Source organism: Streptomyces sp. NPDC047886 (assembly GCF_043204435.1).
Lineage (GTDB): Bacteria > Actinomycetota > Actinomycetes > Streptomycetales > Streptomycetaceae > Streptomyces.
On record NZ_JBIDCF010000004.1, the window covers coordinates 373,751 to 390,403 of the forward strand.

Below are 16,653 nucleotides of genomic sequence, written 5' to 3' on the forward strand. Positions count from 1 at the left end.
CACCCTCCTCGTCGGACTGCGGGGAGCGGTCCGGGTACCCTCCCGTGCCCGAACGATGCCGCCCCGCCGCCGGCGCGTCCGTCACGCCCTAGTGATCCCGGCTGGCCTCGTCGGCGGGGGACTCCGGGCCGGGGGGTTCCGCCGCGGCCGGGTCGAGGATCCGGGTCAGGAAGTCACGGGTGCGGGGGTGCTGCGGGTCGCCCACCACGCGCTCGGCCGGACCCTCCTCGACGATCCGCCCCTCGTCCATGAACACGACCCGGTCGGCGACCTCCCGGGCGAAGCTCATCTCGTGGGTGACCACCATCATGGTCATGCCCTCCGCCGCCAGCATCCGCATGACGGCGAGCACGTCGCCGACGAGCTCAGGGTCGAGCGCCGACGTGGGTTCGTCGAACAGCATCACCTCGGGGCCCATCGCCAGCGCCCGCGCGATCGCCACCCGCTGCTGCTGCCCGCCCGAGAGCCGGCTCGGATAGGCGTCGGCCTTCTCGGAGAGCCCGACCCGCGCCAGGTTCTCCCGCGCGACCTCGGCGGCCCGCGCCTTGCTCCGGCCCAGGACCCGCCGCTGCGGCAGTGTCAGGTTCTCCAGCGCCGTCACGTGCGGGAAGAGGTTGAACTGCTGGAAGACCATGCCGATCCGGCGTCGGACGGCGTCGATGTCGACATCGGGGTCGGTCACCTCCGTGCCGCCCACGAAGACCCGGCCCGCCGTGGGCTCCTCCAGCAGGTTGACGCAGCGCAGCAGCGTCGACTTGCCGGAGCCCGAAGGGCCGATCACGCAGACCACCTCGCCCCTGGCGACCTCCAGGTCGATGCCCCGCAGGACCTCGTGCTCGCCGAACGCCTTGCGCAGGCCGCGGACCTCGATCTCGGCGTGCTCGCCGCCGCCACTGCTGCTGTTCACCGCGGGGTCACCTGGCCTTCCCGGCACGCGCTTCGAGGCGGCGCACCACGAAGCTCAGCGGAACCGTCACCAGGAGGTAGCAGAGCCCGGCGACGAGGATGGGCGTGGAGTTGGCGGTCTGACTGGCCAGGTCGCGGCCGAACTTGGTCAGTTCCCGTTCGTTCAGCGTCACCCCGAGGAACAGCACCAGGGACGAGTCCTTGAACAGCAGCACCAGTTCGTTGGTGAGCGGCGGGATCACGATGCGGAACGCCTGCGGGATGATCACCGACACCATGGCCCGGCCGTGCGAGAACCCCAGGGACCGCGCGGCCTCCATCTGCCCCTTGGGCACGGCCTGGATGCCCGCCCTGATCGTCTCGGCCATGTACGCGGCGGCGACCAGCCCGAGGCCGAGCGCCACCTTTCCGTACGTACCGCCGGGGATCTCCGTCCCCGGGAACGCGAGCGGGACCGCGACGCCCACGAAGATGAAGATCAGCAGGGCGGGCAGGCCCCGGAAGAACTCGATGTAGACGCTCGCGACCCACCGGTAGGGCGCCACCGACGACAGCCGCATCAGCGCCACGACCAGCCCCAGGACCAGGCCGAACAGGAACCCGGACACGGTGTACACCACGGTGTTGCGCAGCGCGGTGGTGATGATCTCCGGGAACAGTTGCTCGGCCAGCCTCTGCTGGGCGAACTGGTTCTGCAGCCTGTCCCAGTCGGCCTTGACGGCGATCAGCACCACCACCGCCACGAAGACCGCGTACTGGACGGTCTGCGAGACGCGGCGGCGCTGACGCCTGGTCAGCCGAGAGGTCACGGCTGACCCTCCGGCAGCGGACCGATCCACTCCTCGTAGATCTTCTTGTACGTGCCGTCGGCCTTGGCGTCCTGGATGGCCTTGTCGATGGCGGCGCGCAGCTTGTCGTTGCCCTTCTTCACCGAGAAGCCGTACTGCTCGTCCGTCTCGATGTTCTGGCCGAGGACGAACGCGTCGGCGTTGGCCTTGTCCTTCAGCCAGCCCTGCACGACCGGGTAGTCGATGACGACCGCGTCGACCTGACCGGTGCGCAGCCCGTTGAGTACGGCGTCGGAGCTCTCGAACGCCACCGGGTCGAAGCCCTGCTTCTTGGCGTAGTCCTCGCCGCTGGTCTCGGCCTGCGCGCCCAGCTTCAGCTTCTTCGCCTTGATGTCGGCCAGCGTCGTGGCGCCGCTCTTCTTGGAGGCCAGTAGCGCCTGCGTGGCGTCGAAGTACGGGACGGAGAAGTCCACGTTCTTCTTCCGGTCCTCGGTGATGGTCATACCGGCGGCCGCGAGGTCGCACTCGCCGGAGTTGAGGAAGGCACCGGTCTTGAAGTTCTCGAACGGGGTGTCGAGGATCTTCTGCTCGACCCCCAGGTTCTTCGCGACCAGGTCGACGAGCGCCACGTCGAAACCGACGACCTCGCCGTCCCGCTCGAACTGGAACGGCGGGTACGGCAGATGCGTGCACGTGGTCAGCTTGCCCTTCTCCACCACGGGCACGCCGCCTGCGGCCTCGCCCGGCCCCTCGTCGTCGGAGGCACAGCCCGCGACGAGCAGCAGCGCCGCCGCGGAGACGGCGACGCGGGCGGTGAGGACGGTACGAGAGCGGTGGGGGCGCTTGCCGCCGGCAGTCATCAGCACGGTTGACCTCCAAGGGCGCGGGGCGGCGGGGGTGGGGGAGGGCCGCCGGCCGTGATCGTATGCCACCCGGGCCGTGACATCACGGAGATCGCCGAACCGGATCGCAGGGATCGGCCGGATCGTACGGAGCGGCCGGATCGGCCGGATCGCTTCTGGGATCGCTCGGGGTGGCCGGACGCCGGGGACCGTCCGGATCGCTCCAGGCGACGGGTGCGGGGACTGTCCGGATCGCTCCAGGCGACGGGTGCGGGGACCGTCCGGATCGTTCGTGCCGGCCGGATGCCGGGGACCGTCGGGATCGTTCGTGCCGGCCGGATGCCGGGGACCGTCGGGATCCTTCGTGCCGGCCGGATGCCCGGGACCGTCCGGATCCCTCGCATCCGCCCGATCCGCCGGAGCGTGCGGAGAGATCTCCCGGAGCGCGTGATCGGCGGCCAAGTACCCCGACCTGCCCGGTCTTTCCGCCGCCGAGATCCACCCGGGCGGCGCGACGCCGATCAGGGCCGTGCATGCTGTGGGGCGTGTTTCCCATTCCTCAGCAACCTCGACACGTCATCGGCGCCGGTCACATGATCGTCTGCGGTGACGACGCGCTGGCGCAGCGGCTCGCCGACGAGCTCCAGGACGTCTACCGCGAGCGCGTGACGCTCGTGGTCGCCGGCCGGCGCGACCCGTCGCCGCAGCAGCCCGAGCGCGGCCCCGGCCGGGGTGCCTTCGCGCTGTTCGGCCGGATGACCTCGGTCATGAACCGGTCGGCCGGCCCCCAGCCGGGACCGGCGGCCGTCCAGGCGGGCCGGGCGGGCGGGGAGTTCCGCCGGGCCGCCGCGCCCCTCCGGGTGCTGGAGACCGGCGAGGTCGACGAGACCGTCCTCGTCGACGCCGGGGTGGAACACGCCGCCGCGCTCGCCCTCGTCCACGAGGACGACGAGACCAACATCCGCACGGCGCTCCTCGCCCGCCGCCTCAACCCCCGTCTGCGGCTCGTCATCCGCATGTACAACCGCAAGCTCGGCCAGCACCTCGAAGAGCTGCTGGACCAGGCGGCCGCGGTCGCCACCCCCGGCATCGACCCGGACGTCCTCGACGCCTCCACCACCGTCCTGTCCGACGCCGACACCGCCGCCCCGGCGCTCGCCGCCACCGCCGTCGCCGGGACCAGCAAGGTCGTCCAGGCCGACGGGCTGCTGCTGCGGGCAGTGGAGCGCACCCCGCCGGGGCGGGGCGAGGTCGCCGACCCCGGCCTGTGCACCCTGGCGCTGCTCTCCTCCACGGCCAACGACCCGGCCGGCAGCGAGGGCTCCGACAACAGCGGCGACCAGGGGCCGAGGCTCCTGCCCGACGACCGGGCCGTCGCCGCCGCCACCGGCCGGGGCATCGTCGCCCTCGAAGCGGTCACCTACGCGGGCCCCACCCTGCCCCCCAACCGCCTTGCCTCGTCAGTGCCCTTCGCCTCGCTCTTCTCGCCCCGGCTGCGCTGGTCGATCGCCGGTATGGTCGCCGCCGTCGGCGCCATCGCCGTCGCGTCCTGGCTCACCACCGGCGACCACCCGCTGCACGCCGCGTACATCACGCTGCTGGACATCTTCGCCATCGGCGACCCCGCCGTCGGGGAACCGGTGCAGCGGCAGCTGCTGCAGATCCTGTCGGGCTTCGCCGGGCTGCTCCTGCTGCCCGTGCTGGTCGCCGCCCTGCTGGAGGCACTCGGCACGTTCCGTACCGCCACCTCGCTGCGCCGCCCGCCCCGGGGCCTGTCCGGGCACGTGGTCCTGCTGGGCCTCGGCAAGGTCGGCACCCGCGTCCTGACCCGGCTGCGCGAACTCGACATCCCCGTGGTGTGCGTGGAGTCCGATCCCGAGGCGCGGGGCATCGCCACCGCCCGCCGGCTGCGGGTCCCCGTCGTCCTCGGCGACGTCACCGAGGAAGGCGTCCTCGAATCCGCCCGCGTCCACAAGGCGCGCTCCCTCCTCGCGCTGACCAGCCTCGACATCACCAACCTGGAGGCGGTCCTGTACGCCAGGTCGGTCAAGGCCGATCTGCGGGTCGCGCTGCGCCTGTACGACGACGACATCGCCACCGCCGTCTACCGCACCCTGCGCGCGGCGCACCCCGACGCCCTCACCCGCAGCCGCAGCGTGTCGCACCTGGCCGCCCCGGCGTTCGCCGGAGCCATGATGGGCCGCCAGATCCTGGGTGCCATCCCGGTGGAGCGCCGCGTCCTGCTGTTCGCCGCCGTCGTCGTGGCGGGCCATCCGGAGCTGGCGGGCCGCACCGTCGCCGAGGCGTTCCGGCCGGGCGCCTGGCGGGTGATCGCGCTGGACACCGCCGCACCGGCCGAACGCCGCCCCGACCTGGCGGCCGCGCGCCCGGACGGCGCGGCGGGGCGCGCGGGCCTCGTCTGGGACCTGCACCCGGGCTACGTCCTGCGCTCCGACGACCGGGTCGTGCTCGCCGCGACGCGGCGCGGCCTCGCCGACCTCCTCGGCCGCCACCACCCCCAGGGACCCGATGCGGACCCGCCGGGCGCACCTCACTAGGGTGTCGCCCGGTCCGGGTGGCACCGGTGAGCATCCGGGTGGTACCGGTGAGCAGCAGTGGCGTTGGTGTGGAGGTAGGAGCTGTGCTGATGATGGGAAAGATCCTGCGGTTCGACGAGGTCCGCGGCTATGGGTTCATCGTCCCCAGGGAGGGTGGCGAGGACGTCTTCATGCACGCGAACGACCTGCTGGACGACAAGTACCTGTACCAGGCGGGTCGTGAGGTCGAGTTCTACCTGGAGATGGGCGACAAGGGGCCCAAGGCGTCGGAGATCCGGCTCGTGGACCCGCCGGCCCGCCGCCCGGCCGTGTCCGCACCGGTCGTGCGGCGCGACACCGACCCCGACGACGACACCCTGGACGTGCTCACCACGGCCGAGTTCCAGGCCGAGCTGACCGAGGTGCTCATCGAGGCCGACGGCACTCTCACGGCGGCCCAGCTGAAGCGCGCCCGCGCGGCGGTCGCGGAACTGGCCCGGAGCCACGGCTGGGTCGAGGGCTGACGCCCCGCCCCGCCCCGGCCCTCCGCCCCCGCCCTGCCCCGGCCCCGCCCCCCGCCCGGGGCTGCCGGGCCCCGGGCGCCGGCGGAGGGTCTCGACCGGGCCGGCCGGGGGTCATCGGGGGCGGGGGCCGGGGTCCGTGGGGCGGAGGACGGAGACCATCCGCAGCAGACGGGCCTCATTGCCCGTCAGGCCCGCGCGGCGCAGCGCCTCGTCGGCCTCCGCCATGGAGCTGGACAGGTACGCCCCGGCCAGCGGGGCCAGCGCGGGGTCGGACATCACCGCCTGTGCCGTCTCCACCAGGCGTATGTAGGCCTGGGCCGCCGCCCGTTCGCGCGCCGTGAGGGTGGTGGTCGTCATCTCTCGCTCCCTGTCGACGGTTTCGTGACGTCCCTCCCACTCTTCCGTACGGCACTGACAATCAGCCTTCGCCGACGCCCCGCAGGTACTCCTCCAGTCGCTCCAGGAACACCTGCTGCCCCGCGACGAGCCTCGGCGCGGCCTCCTCGGGCGTGCACCAGGCGACCCGGTCGACCTCGGGGAACTCCCGCGCCACGCCCGACCCGCGGGGCCACTCCATCGTGAACGTGCCCGGCACCACGGACGCCGGGTCCAGGTCGCCCCGCACCGCCCACACCGTGACCACCTTGCCGTTCGGCTGCCGCGTCTCGCCCAGCGGTACCGGTTCGCCGTCCGGGGCCGGGAGGCCGAGTTCCTCCGTGAACTCGCGCCGCGCCGCCGCCTCGGGCGTCTCGTCGCCCGTGTACTCGCCCTTCGGCACCGACCACGCCCCGACGTCCCGCGCCGCCCAGTACGGGCCGCCCATGTGGGCGATGAGCACCTCGACCCGCCCCCCGGAGGTGCGGAACAGCAGCAGACCCGCGCTTCGCTTCACCGTCATACGGCCGAGTCTGCCCGTTCCGGCTACCGTCGGTCGGTATGGATACGGATACGGACGATCCCGGCTTCCCCGCCCACGAGGCGCCGCGCGCCGCTTCCGTACCGGCCATCGACGAGCGCGTCACGCACTGCCGGGCGTGTCCGCGCCTGGTCGCCTGGCGGGAGCGGGTGGCGCGCGAGGGGCGCCGCGCCTACGCCGGCTGGGAGTACTGGGCCCGGCCCGTGCCCGGCTACGGCCCGGACGACGCCGCCCTCCTCGTCGTCGGCCTCGCGCCCGCCGCGCACGGCGGCAACCGGACCGGCCGCATGTTCACGGGCGACCGCTCAGGCGACGTGCTGTTCGCGGCCCTGCACCGCGTCGGCCTGGCCAGCAGGGCCGACGCGACGTCCAGGGACGACGGGCTGCGGCTGTACGGCGTACGGGTCACCGCCCCCGTGCACTGCGCCCCGCCCGCCAACCGGCCCACGCCCGCCGAACGCGACACCTGCCGGCCCTGGCTCGCCGGGGAGCTGCGCCTGCTGCGGCCCACGGTCCGCGCGGTCGTCGTCCTGGGCGCGTTCGGCTGGCAGGCCGTCCTGCCGGTGCTCGCCGCCGCCGGCTGGACCGTGCCCCGGCCCCGGCCCGTTTTCGGGCACGGCGCCCATGTCACCCTCGCCGCCGCCGACGGCGGCCCCGACCTCGATGTGTTCGGCTGCTACCACGTCAGCCAGCGCAACACGTTCACGGGCCTGCTCACCCCCGACATGGTGACCGAGGTACTCGGCCGTGCCGCCCGGACGGCCGGACTGCTCACCCCACCGTGATCCGCACCGGCCCGCCCGCCGGATCCACCCCGCCGCCCGCCCACGCCCCCGGTACCGCCCACGCCCCCGGTCCCGGCAGTGCCACCGACCGGTCGGGCCCGGCGGTCCGCCACACCCGCGACCGGTACAGCTCCCGGCCGTCCTGACGGACCACCAGCACGGGCCGCACCAGCCGTTCCACGGGCCGCACCAGCAAGGCGCCCCGCCCCCGCCACCGGGGCATACCGCAGCCGCTCGCGCCCACCCCGGCGCCGGTGTCGAGGAGGTTCGGCGTCACCCACCGCAGCGGCCCGCCGACCGTCACCACCGGCCGCGCGCCGGGCCAGGCCGCGCCCGCGAGCCGTTCCAGCACCGGCCCGGCCACGGCGCGCCCCTCGGCGGCGGCGCGCCCCGCGCTCTCGACGCCCCGCAGCAGGTTCCCCACCGCGAAGACGCCCGGCTGGGAGGTGCGGAACGCGGCGTCGACCGCCGGGCCGCGCGTTCCCGGATCGATGACCACACCGCCGTACCGCGCGAGTTCGTGGTCCGGGATCCAGTCGCCGGTGAACACCACGGTGTCGCACGCCAGCACCCCCGTGCGCCCGTCCGCGTGCCGGACCCGCACCCCGGACAGCCGTCCCCGGCCGAGGAGTTCCGTCACCATCGTGCGGTCCAGCACCGGAACCCCGGCGGCGGCGGGCCACGGCCCGTGGCACGGCCGTTCCGCGACCAGTGCCACCACGCCGGTGCCCGCGCTCCGCAGCGTCCGTACCGCGTGGCGGGCGACCTGACCGGCTCCGACCACGACCGCGCGGCCGCCGATCCGCTGCCCGTACAGGTGGACGGCCCGCTGGAGTCCGCCCGCGGTGAGCACACCGGCCGGGCGTGTGCCCGGTACCAGCCGTGCCGTGCGCGGGCGTTCGCGTGCCCCGGTCGCGAGGACGACCGCCCGGGCGGTGATCCGCTCCAGCCCGCCGGGACCGGTCGTGTCGAGGGTGAGCGGCCCCGCCCAGCCGGTGGCGGTGACACCCGTACGGAGCGCCGCGCCCGCGCGGACCGCCGCCTCGGCCCGCCGCGGCGCGTCCACCGGCCCGGGACCGGTGCGGTGGCGGTGCCGCGGGGCGCCCCCGGCGGCCGGCTCGCGCTCCAGCACCTCGACACGGCCCGCGCCCAGGACGGCCAGCCGCTCCGCCGCCGCGAGCCCCGCCGGACCCGCCCCCACGACCAGCACGTCCACCGTCCGTTCCGCTCCCGCTCCGGCCCCGGTCACCGCCCCCCCTCCCGTCGCCCAGAACCCTGTTCGAAGAGTGCCCGTACCGCCGCGCCGCACATCGATCCCTGGCAGCGCCCCCCGCGCGCCCGGGTCCTGCGCCGCAGCCCGTCCGGCGACGCGGGCGGCACCGTGGCGGCGAGCGCGTCCCTGATCTCGCCGAGCGTCACCCGCTCGCAGTGGCACACGATCGTCCCGTACGCCGGGTCGGCGGCGATCCGTTCCGCGTCGCGGTAGGGCCGGGGGAACGCCTCGCCCAGGTTCGGCATCGCGGGCACCGGCAGTTCGCGCGGGCTGCCGGTGTCCAGCCCGGCGTCCGCGAGGAGTCCGACCACATGGGCGGCGATGGCCATCGACGCCGTCAGCCCGGTCGACCGGATGCCGCCCACGGCCACGTACCGCTGCCGGGGGTGGCAGCGGATCCGGTAGTCGTCGTGGTCGGTCGCGGCCCGCAGCCCCGCGTACACGGCGGTCACCTCCTCGTCCAGCAGCGCGGGCAGGATCCGGCGGCCCCGCTCCCGCAGGAACGCCAGCCCCTCGGCGGTCGTGCCCGTGGCCTCCTTGTCGTCGAGGTCCTCGGCGGTGGGCCCGAGCAGCACGTTGCCGTACACCGTGGGGGAGACCAGGACCCCCTTGCCGAGCGCGGTGGGCACCGGCAGCAGGATGTGCCGGACCAGGCCGCGCGCGAGCTTGTCGAAGACGATGAGCTGGCCCCGCCGGGGCGTCACCGTGAAGTCGTCGTGGCCGAGCAGCCGGTCGACGTCGTCGGCGTGCAGACCGGCCGCGTTGACCAGGTGGCGGGCGCGCAGGACACCGCGCGTGGTGGCCAGCAGGTGCGTCCCGTCCCCGGCCGTTCCGACCCCCGTCAGGCGGCAGTTCAGATGCAGGCGGGCCCCGGCGCGTACGGCCTGGGTGGCGTACGCGAGGGTCGTCGTCCACGGGCAGACGACGCTCTCACCCGGCACCTCCAGGGCGCCGAGCGCCCCCGGGCCCAGATGCGGTTCACGGCTCCGCAGCTCGGCCGCCCCGACCGGCCGCGTCTCCCGGTAGCCGTTGCGCGCGGCCTTCGCGGCGAGCGCGGGAAGCGCGGCGAGCTGCTCCTCGTCCCAGGCGACCAGCAGCGCACCGACGGGCTCCACGGGAATGCCCGCATCGGCGGCGAACGCGGCCAGCCGCCGCTGCCCGTCGCGGACGAGCCCCGCCTCCAGCGAACCGGGAACGGCGTCGAAACCGGTGTGCAGGATCGCCGTGTTCGCCTTCGACGTGCCGTCGCCGACATCGTCGGCGGCCTCCATCACGGCGACGCGCAGGGGGAACCGGACCAGCTCCCGGGCGATCGCGCAGCCGACCACCCCCGCGCCCACGACCACCACGTCGTACGGGCGGTCGCCGTCGAGGGCGCCGCTCCTCGTGACCGTCACGCCGTACGGGACGGCAGCGCGGCCACCGCCGTACGGAACCGGTCCAGCCGCTCGGCCGCGACGTCCGCCGGGACGCGCGGCTCGTAGACGGCGGCCGGTTTCCACTCCGGAACCGCCGCGTGCGGCTCCAGCGCGGGATCGAGCCCCATCCTGGCGAGCGCGGCCACGCCCAGCGCCGTCACATCGGGCAGCGCGGACACCTCGACGGGCCGCTGCAGCAGGTCGGCCTGGGTCTGCATGAGCAGCGCCGAACGGGTGAGACCGCCGTCCACCCGCAAGGACGTCAGCGGTGCGCCCAACTCGGCCGCGGCCGCCGCCGCCAGCTCCGTCACCTGCGCCGCGATGCCCTCGCACAGCGCCCGCACCAGGTGCCCGGCGCTCGTGCCCAGACCGAGGCCGGTCAGCGAGCCCCGCGCGTCGCCACGCCACCAGGGCGCGGCGAGACCCGCGAGCGCCGGTACGAACGTGACGCCGCCCGCGTCGGGCACGGACGACCCCACCGGGTCGAGGTCGGCCGCCCCGGAGATCACCCCGAGATCGCCGAGCCAGCGCACGGCGGACGCGGCCGTGTACACCTGTCCGTCCAGGCAGTAGCTGGTCCGTCCGCCGAGCCGCCACGCCACACAGCTGACCAGACCCGATCCGCCGCGCCGTGGCCGGGGACCGGTCTGCGCCAGCAGGAACGCCCCTGTCCCGTAGGTGCACTTGGCCGCGCCGGGCTCGGTCGCGCCCTGCGCGAGCAGCGCGGCCTGCTGGTCCACGAGCAGTCCGGTCAGCGGCAGTTCTCCGCCGAACGCGGTGGTGGTGCCGAACTCGCCCGCCGCGTCGACGATCCGCGGCAGCCGCTCCCCGGACAGCCCGTAGATGTCCAGGGCCGCCGGTGACCAGGCCACGGTGTCCAGGTCGAGGAGCTGGGTGCGTCCCGCCGTCGCGGCGTCCGTGACGAACGCGCCGGTCAGCCGGTGGATCAGCCACACGTCACTGGTCGTGACGACGCCGTCGTCGGTCAGCCGGCGGCGGATCCAGGCCATTTTGGGGGCGGCGAAGTACGGGTCGAGGGGCAGCCCGGTCGCGTCGCGCAGGGCGTCGGCGTGCGGAGTGAGGCCGGAGCAGACCTCCTCGGCGCGCCGGTCCTGCCAGACGATGGCGTCGGTGAGGGGCTCGCCCGTGGCCGGATCCCAGGCGAGCACCGTTTCGCCCTGGTTGGCCAGGCCCACGGCGACGGCGGGTTCCCCCGCGTCGGCCAGGGCGCGGCGTCCCGCCAGGACGACCGAGTCGAACAGCTCGCGCGGATCGGCCTCCACCCGGCCGCCCGGCAGATGGCGTGGACGGACGGGTGCCGCCCCCGAGCCGATCACGCCGCGCTCCGGGCAGACGACGAGCGCCTTGGTGCCCGAAGTGCCCTGGTCGACGGCGAGTACGGGCCCGGTGTGGATCGTGTGGGTACGCGTCGTCGCCACGTCCGTCACTCCTGCGCTGCTGTCGGGGGGTCGGTTCCTTCGCCACCTTGATCGCCGAAGTGGCCTGATGGACAGTCAAGTTCCTTAATTGGCCGGATGGTTGCGTTCATCGTCAAAAACGGACCGCGCGTGCTCGGGTAGCCCTATAGTGATCGCCGATCAACGCCAGGTAATCGTTTAATCGTTCAACAACGCTCTCTCCGGCCTCAGCAACCGGAACCGACGATCCGGAACCGACGATCCGGAACCGACGACCCGGAACCGACGATCCGAAGCCCGTGACCCGTGAGCCCGCAACCCCCACCCCCGCTCAGAGGACGCATGACGATCACACCGCCACCGGGTACGGTCTGATGCCCGGTCAGGACTTCCGGCCGGTCTACCATCCGGCGGGGCACGACAACGCGCTGCGCGCCGTCGTCCAGGACCTCAGGGCCGGGCGCTGGCTGTCCATGGCCCGTCTGCTGGCCGAGACCACCGGCTGGGACCCGTGGACGAGGCGGACGCAGGTGCTGGCGGCCGTCGCCGCGGGCTCCGACGTCGTCGAGACATGGCTGGCGGAGGAGCCGGACAGCGTCGCCGCGACCGTCATGCGGGCCCGGGTCACGGTGGAACGGGCCGTGCGCGCCCACCGCGAGGGTCACCGGCGCACCCGGGAGCTGTGGCAGCAGGCGTGGGAGGCGTGCCGGCTCGCGGGCACGGCGGCGCCCGCCGATCCGGTGCCCTGGGTGGGTCTCCTCGCCCTCGCCGTACTGGACGAACGGCAGCACATGGCCCAGCACCGGGAACGGCCTCCGGGGCCGATGCTGCCGCCCGGCCCGTGGGGACTGCTGGCCGAGGCCGACAAGCGCGACCCGTACAACCGCGAGGCGTACCACCGCATGCTCCAGTTCCTGTACGCGCGCGGGTCCGGGTCCGGGTCCGGGTCTGCGTCCGGGGCCGGGGGCGGGCGGTCGGCCCGGTCGCTGTCGGAGGCGGTCAACTTCGCCCAGTGGGCGGCGGGCGCCGCGCCACCCGGCTCGCCTCTGCGCGTTCTGCCGCTCTACGCGCGCGTGGAGCGCTACCGCCGCGAACGCGGCCAGGAGAAGGCCCTCGATCTGCACTGGGTCGCCGAGGACGCGGCCCGCGACGCCTGGCGGGCCCTGGACGGCTGGTTCGACCGCGCGGCGCCCGCGACCGCGTCGCCGCTCGATCTGAACCATCTGGCGCACGCCCTGTGGGGAGCGCTGCGGTTCATCGACGCCGCCCGGGTGTTCGAGGCGCTCGGCCCGTACTACACGCCGCAGCCATGGGTGTACCGCACCCCCGCACCGGGTGACCCCGCGGCGGCCGAGGAGCTCTTCGTCCGGGCGCGCGGCCGCTGCCTGGCGGCGGCCCGCGCCCACTGACCCGCCCGCGCGGCCCCCGTACGGCCCCGCCCCGCGCCGCACCACTCCCTGTCCCCACCGTCCCCGTGTCCCCCCTCGGAGGTACCGCCATGTCCCGCACGCTCTGGGCCCATCCGGAGCCCAAGCCGCGCCCCCGGCCCGTGGACGAGGAGAAGCGGCTGCGTGAACTCGGCTACCAGCCGGTGCTGGCCCGCCGTATGGGAGGCTTCGGCAACTTCGCGATCAGCTTCTCCGTCATCTCCATCCTGTCCGGCTGCATGACCCTGTACGGCTTCGGCCTCTCCACCGGCGGCCCCGCCGTGATGATGTGGGGCTGGGTGGGTGTCGGTCTGTTCGTGCTCTGCGTCGGTATGGCGCTCGCCGAGGTGACCAGCGCCTACCCCACGTCCGGGGCCCTGTACTACATGGCCGACCGGCTCGGCGGCCGCCGCTGGGGCTGGTACACGGGCTGGCTGAACCTGCTCGGACTGCTCGGCGCCATCGCCGGGATCGACTACGGCGCCGCCCTGTTCACCGGCGCCTTCCTGAACCTCCAGTGGGGCTTCGCGCCCACACCCGGCTCGACGTTCGCCATCTTCGTCTGCATCCTGCTGCTGCACGCCGCGCTGAACCTGTTCGGCGTCCGCCTCGTCAGCGTCCTCAACTCGATCAGCGTCTGGTGGCACCTGGCCGGTGTCGCGCTCATCGTGGGGGCGCTGGTGCTCGTCCCGGACCGCCACCAGTCGGTCGAGTTCGTCTTCACCGAGTTCGTCAACGACACAGGCTGGGCCAACCCGTTCTACGTGGCGGCGATCGGTCTGCTCCTGGCGCAGTACACCTTCTCCGGCTACGACGCCTCCGCCCATCTCTCCGAGGAGACGTCCAACGCGTCGGTCTCGGCCGCCAAGGGCATCGTGCGGGCCATCTGGGTGTCCTGGATCGCCGGTTTCGCCCTGCTCGCGGGGCTCACCTTCGCCATCCAGGACTACGCGGGCACGCAGAACAGCGTCACCGGTGTGCCGCCCGCGCAGATCCTGCTGGACGCGCTCGGCACGGCCGGCGCCACCGCCCTGCTGCTCGTCGTGATCGTGGCCCAGCTGTTCTGCGGCAACGCCGAGGTGGCCGCCGCCAGCCGTATGGTGTTCGCGTTCAGCCGGGACAACGCCCTGCCCGGCTCGGCGCTGTGGCGCAAGGTCAGCAGCCGTACGCAGACCCCCGCCAACGCGGTGTGGCTGTCGGTCGCCGTGCCGTGCCTGCTCGCCGTGCCGTCGCTGTACTCGGCCACCGCCTACGGCGCCGTCACGGCCATCAACGTCATCGGCATCACCCCCGCGTACGCCATCCCCATCCTGCTGCGGCTGCGCGCCGGGAACCGGTTCGCACCGGGGCCGTGGCACCTGGGCCGCTGGAGCAGGCCGATCGGCTGGACGGCCGTCGTCTGGGTGGCCGTGGTCACCGTCCTGTTCTGCCTGCCGCAGCAGTACCCCGTGACCATCGACTCCATGAACTACGCCGCCATCGCGCTGGTCGTGGTCCTCGCCCTGGCCAGCGTGTGGTGGTACGTCGCACGCGGCTCCTACGGCACGCCCGCCGCGTACGGCAACGCCCGCGAGCAGGCCGAGATCTCGGAGGGCATCGTCTAGAACGCCGAGGACCCGGCTCCAGACCGGGGTGCCGGGCGCCGCACGGGCGGCGCCCGGCGCGGTGGCCCGGGATCAGCCGGTGAACTCGTAGGTCAGGTCCGCGCATTCGGGCGCGAACCGGATGTCCGTCAGCTCCAGCACATGGCCGTGCTGGTCGTACACCTCACGGTGCACGGTGAGGTACGCGGCGGTGGCCGGGCGGCTCACGCCGATCGACTCGCGCCGGGTCAGCCGCAGCCCCGCGCGGTGCATCCAGTGGTACAGCAGCCCCAGGTCGGGCCGCCCCGGCCGGGAGTCGAGCCGCCGGTACCCGGTGAGCTGCGGCACCTCGGCCAGCGCGTGGCGCGAGAACCGCGAGACCGCCTCCTGCTCGGGCGTCCCGCTCGCGCCCGGCACCCGGTGGCGGTGGACCAGTGACGGCTCACCGGGGCGCAGCCCCAGCGGTTCCGCGAGCTCCGGCGGCGTGGGCTCCCAGCCCAGCGCGGTCTCCGCCACCACGCCCGGCGCGTGCGCACCGCACGGGAACCGCAGCTGCCCCGGGGCGAGGACCGGCCCCGGATGGCGGGGGCCGGCGGCCGCGGCGAACGTGCCGCGGCGCTCCGTGACGACGAGCCGCTCCTCGCGCAGGAGGTGCAGCGCGCTGCGCACGGTCTGCCGGTTGACGTGGAACCGGTCCGCGAGGGATCGCTCGGACGGCAGCCGGGTGCCGGGGGTGATGCGCCGCTGGGTGAGGTCGTCGGCGGAGAGCCGCGGCGACCTGGAGATAGAGCGGAAGCGCCGCGGGGGCGTGAGGCTCAGCCATGTTCAACCCTCAAATTTCGCTCAGCGTAGCCGAATGAGCCGTGTCGGTGAGCAATCCCTATCATTGGTCTAAACCTATTTGGAAGAGCCCACCCGGCGTTCCGCCGCACTCTGTCCGAAACGGATTCACCGCCGAGGCGCCCGGGTACCCGGCCCGAGCCCCGGGCGGCACGCCCATGAGCCGGTGGAGGGACGAGCGCGATGAGGGCAGTGACATGGCAGGGAAAGCGCGACGTACGCGTGGAGACGGTGCCCGATCCGAAGATCGAGCGACCCACGGACGCGATCGTCCGGGTGACCTCGACCGGCCTGTGCGGATCGGACCTGCACCTGTACGAGGTGTTCGGCCCGTTCATGACGCCCGGCGACATCCTCGGGCACGAGCCGATGGGCGTCGTGGAGGAGACCGGCGCCGAGGTGCCAGGGCTGAAGCCGGGCGACCGGGTCGTCATACCGTTCCAGATCGCCTGCGGGCACTGCTGGATGTGCGACGCGGGGCTGCCCACCCAGTGCGAGACCACCCAGGTCGCCGACGAGGGCAGCGGGGCAGCCCTGTTCGGCTACTCCCGGCTGTACGGCTCCGTGCCGGGCGGCCAGGCCGAGTTCCTGCGCGTCCCCCAGGCCCAGTTCGGGCCCGTCAAGGTGCCCGAAGGGCCGCCCGACGACCGCTTCCTCTACCTCTCGGACGTCCTGCCGACCGCCTGGCAGGCCGTCCGGTACGCCGACGTCCCGCCCGGCGGCTCCCTCGCCGTGCTCGGGCTGGGCCCGATCGGTGACATGAGCTGCCGTATCGCCCTCCACCAGGGCGTCGAGCGGGTCTTCGGCGTGGACCTCGTACCGGAACGCCTGGAACGCGCGGCCGCCCGAGGCGTCGAGGTCCTCGACCTCACCGCGTACGACGATCGTGACGCCCTCGTGGCGGCCGTCCGCGACCGCACCGGAGGCCGCGGACCCGACGCGGTGATCGACGCGGTCGGCACCGAGGCCCACGGCAGCCGTATCGCGCGGGCCCAGCAGCAGGCCGCCGGGCTGCTGCCCCGTGCGTGGGCCGCCCGGCTGCACCAGAAGGCCGGCACCGACCGGCTGGCCGCCCTGTACCTGGCGATCGACCTGGTGCGGCGCGGCGGCACGATCTCCCTCAGCGGCGTCTACGGCGGGGTAGCCGATCCGCTGCCGATGATGACCCTGTTCGACAAGCAGATCCAGCTGCGCATGGGGCAGGCCAACGTCCGCCGCTGGACCGACGACATCCTGCCGCTGCTCACCGACGAGGACCCGCTCGGCGTGGACGGTTTCGCCACGCACCACCTGCCGCTCTCCGACGCCCCGCACGCCTACGAGATGTTCCAGCGCAAGGAGGACGGCGCGGTCAAGGTGGTGCTGCGTCCCTGAACCGGTCGGCACGTATCCGCAC

General features: G+C 74.0%; 15 protein-coding genes and 1 pseudogene. 6 read left to right on the plus strand and 10 right to left on the minus strand.

The window, feature by feature from the left end:
* Positions 1–88 precede the first annotated feature (88 nt).
* Genes ACGF5U_RS16640 through ACGF5U_RS16650 form a run of 3 tightly spaced genes read right to left on the minus strand, consistent with a single transcriptional unit; the run spans position 89 to position 2,554 of the window.
* Positions 89–907, minus strand: coding sequence for an amino acid ABC transporter ATP-binding protein (locus ACGF5U_RS16640; RefSeq protein WP_392718550.1), 819 nt, complete (start codon positions 905–907; stop codon positions 89–91).
* Positions 908–914: 7 nt separating this feature from the next.
* Positions 915–1,715: an amino acid ABC transporter permease gene (locus tag ACGF5U_RS16645; protein WP_392818408.1), complete on the minus strand. Its 801-nt coding sequence runs from the start codon at positions 1,713–1,715 to the stop codon at positions 915–917.
* Complete coding sequence (locus ACGF5U_RS16650; protein WP_392718969.1) at positions 1,712–2,554, minus strand: ABC transporter substrate-binding protein; 843 nt, start codon at positions 2,552–2,554, stop codon at positions 1,712–1,714. The genes ACGF5U_RS16645 and ACGF5U_RS16650 overlap by 4 nt, the downstream gene beginning before the upstream one ends.
* Positions 2,555–3,069: 515 nt before the next feature.
* On the opposite strand from ACGF5U_RS16650, the gene ACGF5U_RS16655 reads away from it, so the two are divergent.
* Positions 3,070–5,094 carry an NAD-binding protein gene (locus ACGF5U_RS16655; RefSeq protein WP_392718965.1) on the plus strand — a complete coding sequence of 675 codons (2,025 nt, stop codon included), beginning with the start codon at positions 3,070–3,072 and terminating at the stop codon, positions 5,092–5,094.
* 83 nt (positions 5,095–5,177) lie between these two features.
* Positions 5,178–5,597 carry a cold shock domain-containing protein gene (locus ACGF5U_RS16660; RefSeq protein ID WP_392718963.1) on the plus strand — a complete coding sequence of 140 codons (420 nt, stop codon included), beginning with the start codon at positions 5,178–5,180 and terminating at the stop codon, positions 5,595–5,597.
* A gap of 111 nt (positions 5,598–5,708) precedes the next feature.
* Here the strand turns inward: ACGF5U_RS16660 and ACGF5U_RS16665 are convergent, their stop codons facing one another.
* Both ACGF5U_RS16665 and ACGF5U_RS16670 read right to left on the minus strand, forming a co-directional pair.
* Positions 5,709–5,954, minus strand: coding sequence for a hypothetical protein (locus ACGF5U_RS16665; RefSeq protein ID WP_392718961.1), 246 nt, complete (start codon positions 5,952–5,954; stop codon positions 5,709–5,711).
* 61 nt (positions 5,955–6,015) lie between these two features.
* Positions 6,016–6,495 carry an NUDIX domain-containing protein gene (locus ACGF5U_RS16670; RefSeq protein WP_392718959.1) on the minus strand — a complete coding sequence of 160 codons (480 nt, stop codon included), beginning with the start codon at positions 6,493–6,495 and terminating at the stop codon, positions 6,016–6,018.
* A 38-nt stretch (positions 6,496–6,533) separates the two neighbouring features.
* Between ACGF5U_RS16670 and ACGF5U_RS16675 the strand changes: the two genes are divergently transcribed.
* Positions 6,534–7,298: a uracil-DNA glycosylase gene (locus tag ACGF5U_RS16675; RefSeq protein ID WP_392718957.1), complete on the plus strand. Its 765-nt coding sequence runs from the start codon at positions 6,534–6,536 to the stop codon at positions 7,296–7,298.
* Here ACGF5U_RS16675 and ACGF5U_RS16680 read toward each other — a convergent pair.
* From ACGF5U_RS16680 to ACGF5U_RS16690, 3 genes are read right to left on the minus strand one after another with little or no spacing between them, the layout of a single operon-like run.
* Entirely contained in the window at positions 7,285–8,547 is a 1,263-nt protein-coding gene (locus ACGF5U_RS16680; RefSeq protein WP_392718955.1) for an FAD-dependent oxidoreductase, read from the minus strand. The genes ACGF5U_RS16675 and ACGF5U_RS16680 overlap by 14 nt on opposite strands.
* Complete coding sequence (locus tag ACGF5U_RS16685) at positions 8,544–9,968, minus strand: FAD-dependent oxidoreductase (RefSeq protein WP_392718953.1); 1,425 nt, start codon at positions 9,966–9,968, stop codon at positions 8,544–8,546. The genes ACGF5U_RS16680 and ACGF5U_RS16685 overlap by 4 nt, the downstream gene beginning before the upstream one ends.
* Positions 9,965–11,428 carry an FGGY family carbohydrate kinase gene (locus tag ACGF5U_RS16690; RefSeq protein ID WP_392718951.1) on the minus strand — a complete coding sequence of 488 codons (1,464 nt, stop codon included), beginning with the start codon at positions 11,426–11,428 and terminating at the stop codon, positions 9,965–9,967. Before ACGF5U_RS16690 ends, ACGF5U_RS16685 begins: the two co-directional genes overlap by 4 nt.
* Positions 11,429–11,781: 353 nt before the next feature.
* Here ACGF5U_RS16690 and ACGF5U_RS16695 point away from each other — a divergent pair, with 353 nt between their 5' ends.
* Complete coding sequence (locus tag ACGF5U_RS16695; RefSeq protein WP_392718949.1) at positions 11,782–12,816, plus strand: hypothetical protein; 1,035 nt, start codon at positions 11,782–11,784, stop codon at positions 12,814–12,816.
* Positions 12,817–12,905: 89 nt separating this feature from the next.
* On the plus strand, positions 12,906–14,438 hold the full coding sequence (locus ACGF5U_RS16700; RefSeq protein WP_392718947.1) for an amino acid permease: 1,533 nt from the start codon (positions 12,906–12,908) through the stop codon (positions 14,436–14,438).
* A gap of 72 nt (positions 14,439–14,510) precedes the next feature.
* On the opposite strand, the gene ACGF5U_RS16705 is transcribed toward ACGF5U_RS16700, so the two are convergent.
* Positions 14,511–15,086, minus strand: coding sequence for a GntR family transcriptional regulator (locus ACGF5U_RS16705; RefSeq protein WP_392718945.1), 576 nt, complete (start codon positions 15,084–15,086; stop codon positions 14,511–14,513).
* Positions 15,087–15,236, minus strand: a pseudogene (locus ACGF5U_RS16710) (GntR family transcriptional regulator); the annotation flags it as partial.
* 204 nt (positions 15,237–15,440) lie between these two features.
* On the opposite strand from ACGF5U_RS16710, the gene ACGF5U_RS16715 reads away from it, so the two are divergent.
* Entirely contained in the window at positions 15,441–16,631 is a 1,191-nt protein-coding gene (locus ACGF5U_RS16715; RefSeq protein WP_392718943.1) for a zinc-dependent alcohol dehydrogenase, read from the plus strand.
* The last annotated feature ends 22 nt before the right edge of the window (positions 16,632–16,653 follow it).

Excerpts from the sequence above, each read along its gene's own strand:
- ACGF5U_RS16650 (WP_392718969.1), bottom strand. The coding sequence starts at position 2,554 with ATGACTGCCGGCGGCAAGCGCCCCCACCGCTCTCGTACCGTCCTCACC.
- ACGF5U_RS16655 (WP_392718965.1), top strand. The coding sequence starts at position 3,070 with ATGCTGTGGGGCGTGTTTCCCATTCCTCAGCAACCTCGACACGTCATC.
- ACGF5U_RS16665 (WP_392718961.1), bottom strand. The coding sequence starts at position 5,954 with ATGACGACCACCACCCTCACGGCGCGCGAACGGGCGGCGGCCCAGGCC.
- ACGF5U_RS16670 (WP_392718959.1), bottom strand. The coding sequence starts at position 6,495 with ATGACGGTGAAGCGAAGCGCGGGTCTGCTGCTGTTCCGCACCTCCGGG.
- ACGF5U_RS16675 (WP_392718957.1), top strand. The coding sequence starts at position 6,534 with ATGGATACGGATACGGACGATCCCGGCTTCCCCGCCCACGAGGCGCCG.
- ACGF5U_RS16695 (WP_392718949.1), top strand. The coding sequence starts at position 11,782 with ATGCCCGGTCAGGACTTCCGGCCGGTCTACCATCCGGCGGGGCACGAC.
- ACGF5U_RS16700 (WP_392718947.1), top strand. The coding sequence starts at position 12,906 with ATGTCCCGCACGCTCTGGGCCCATCCGGAGCCCAAGCCGCGCCCCCGG.
- ACGF5U_RS16715 (WP_392718943.1), top strand. The coding sequence starts at position 15,441 with ATGAGGGCAGTGACATGGCAGGGAAAGCGCGACGTACGCGTGGAGACG.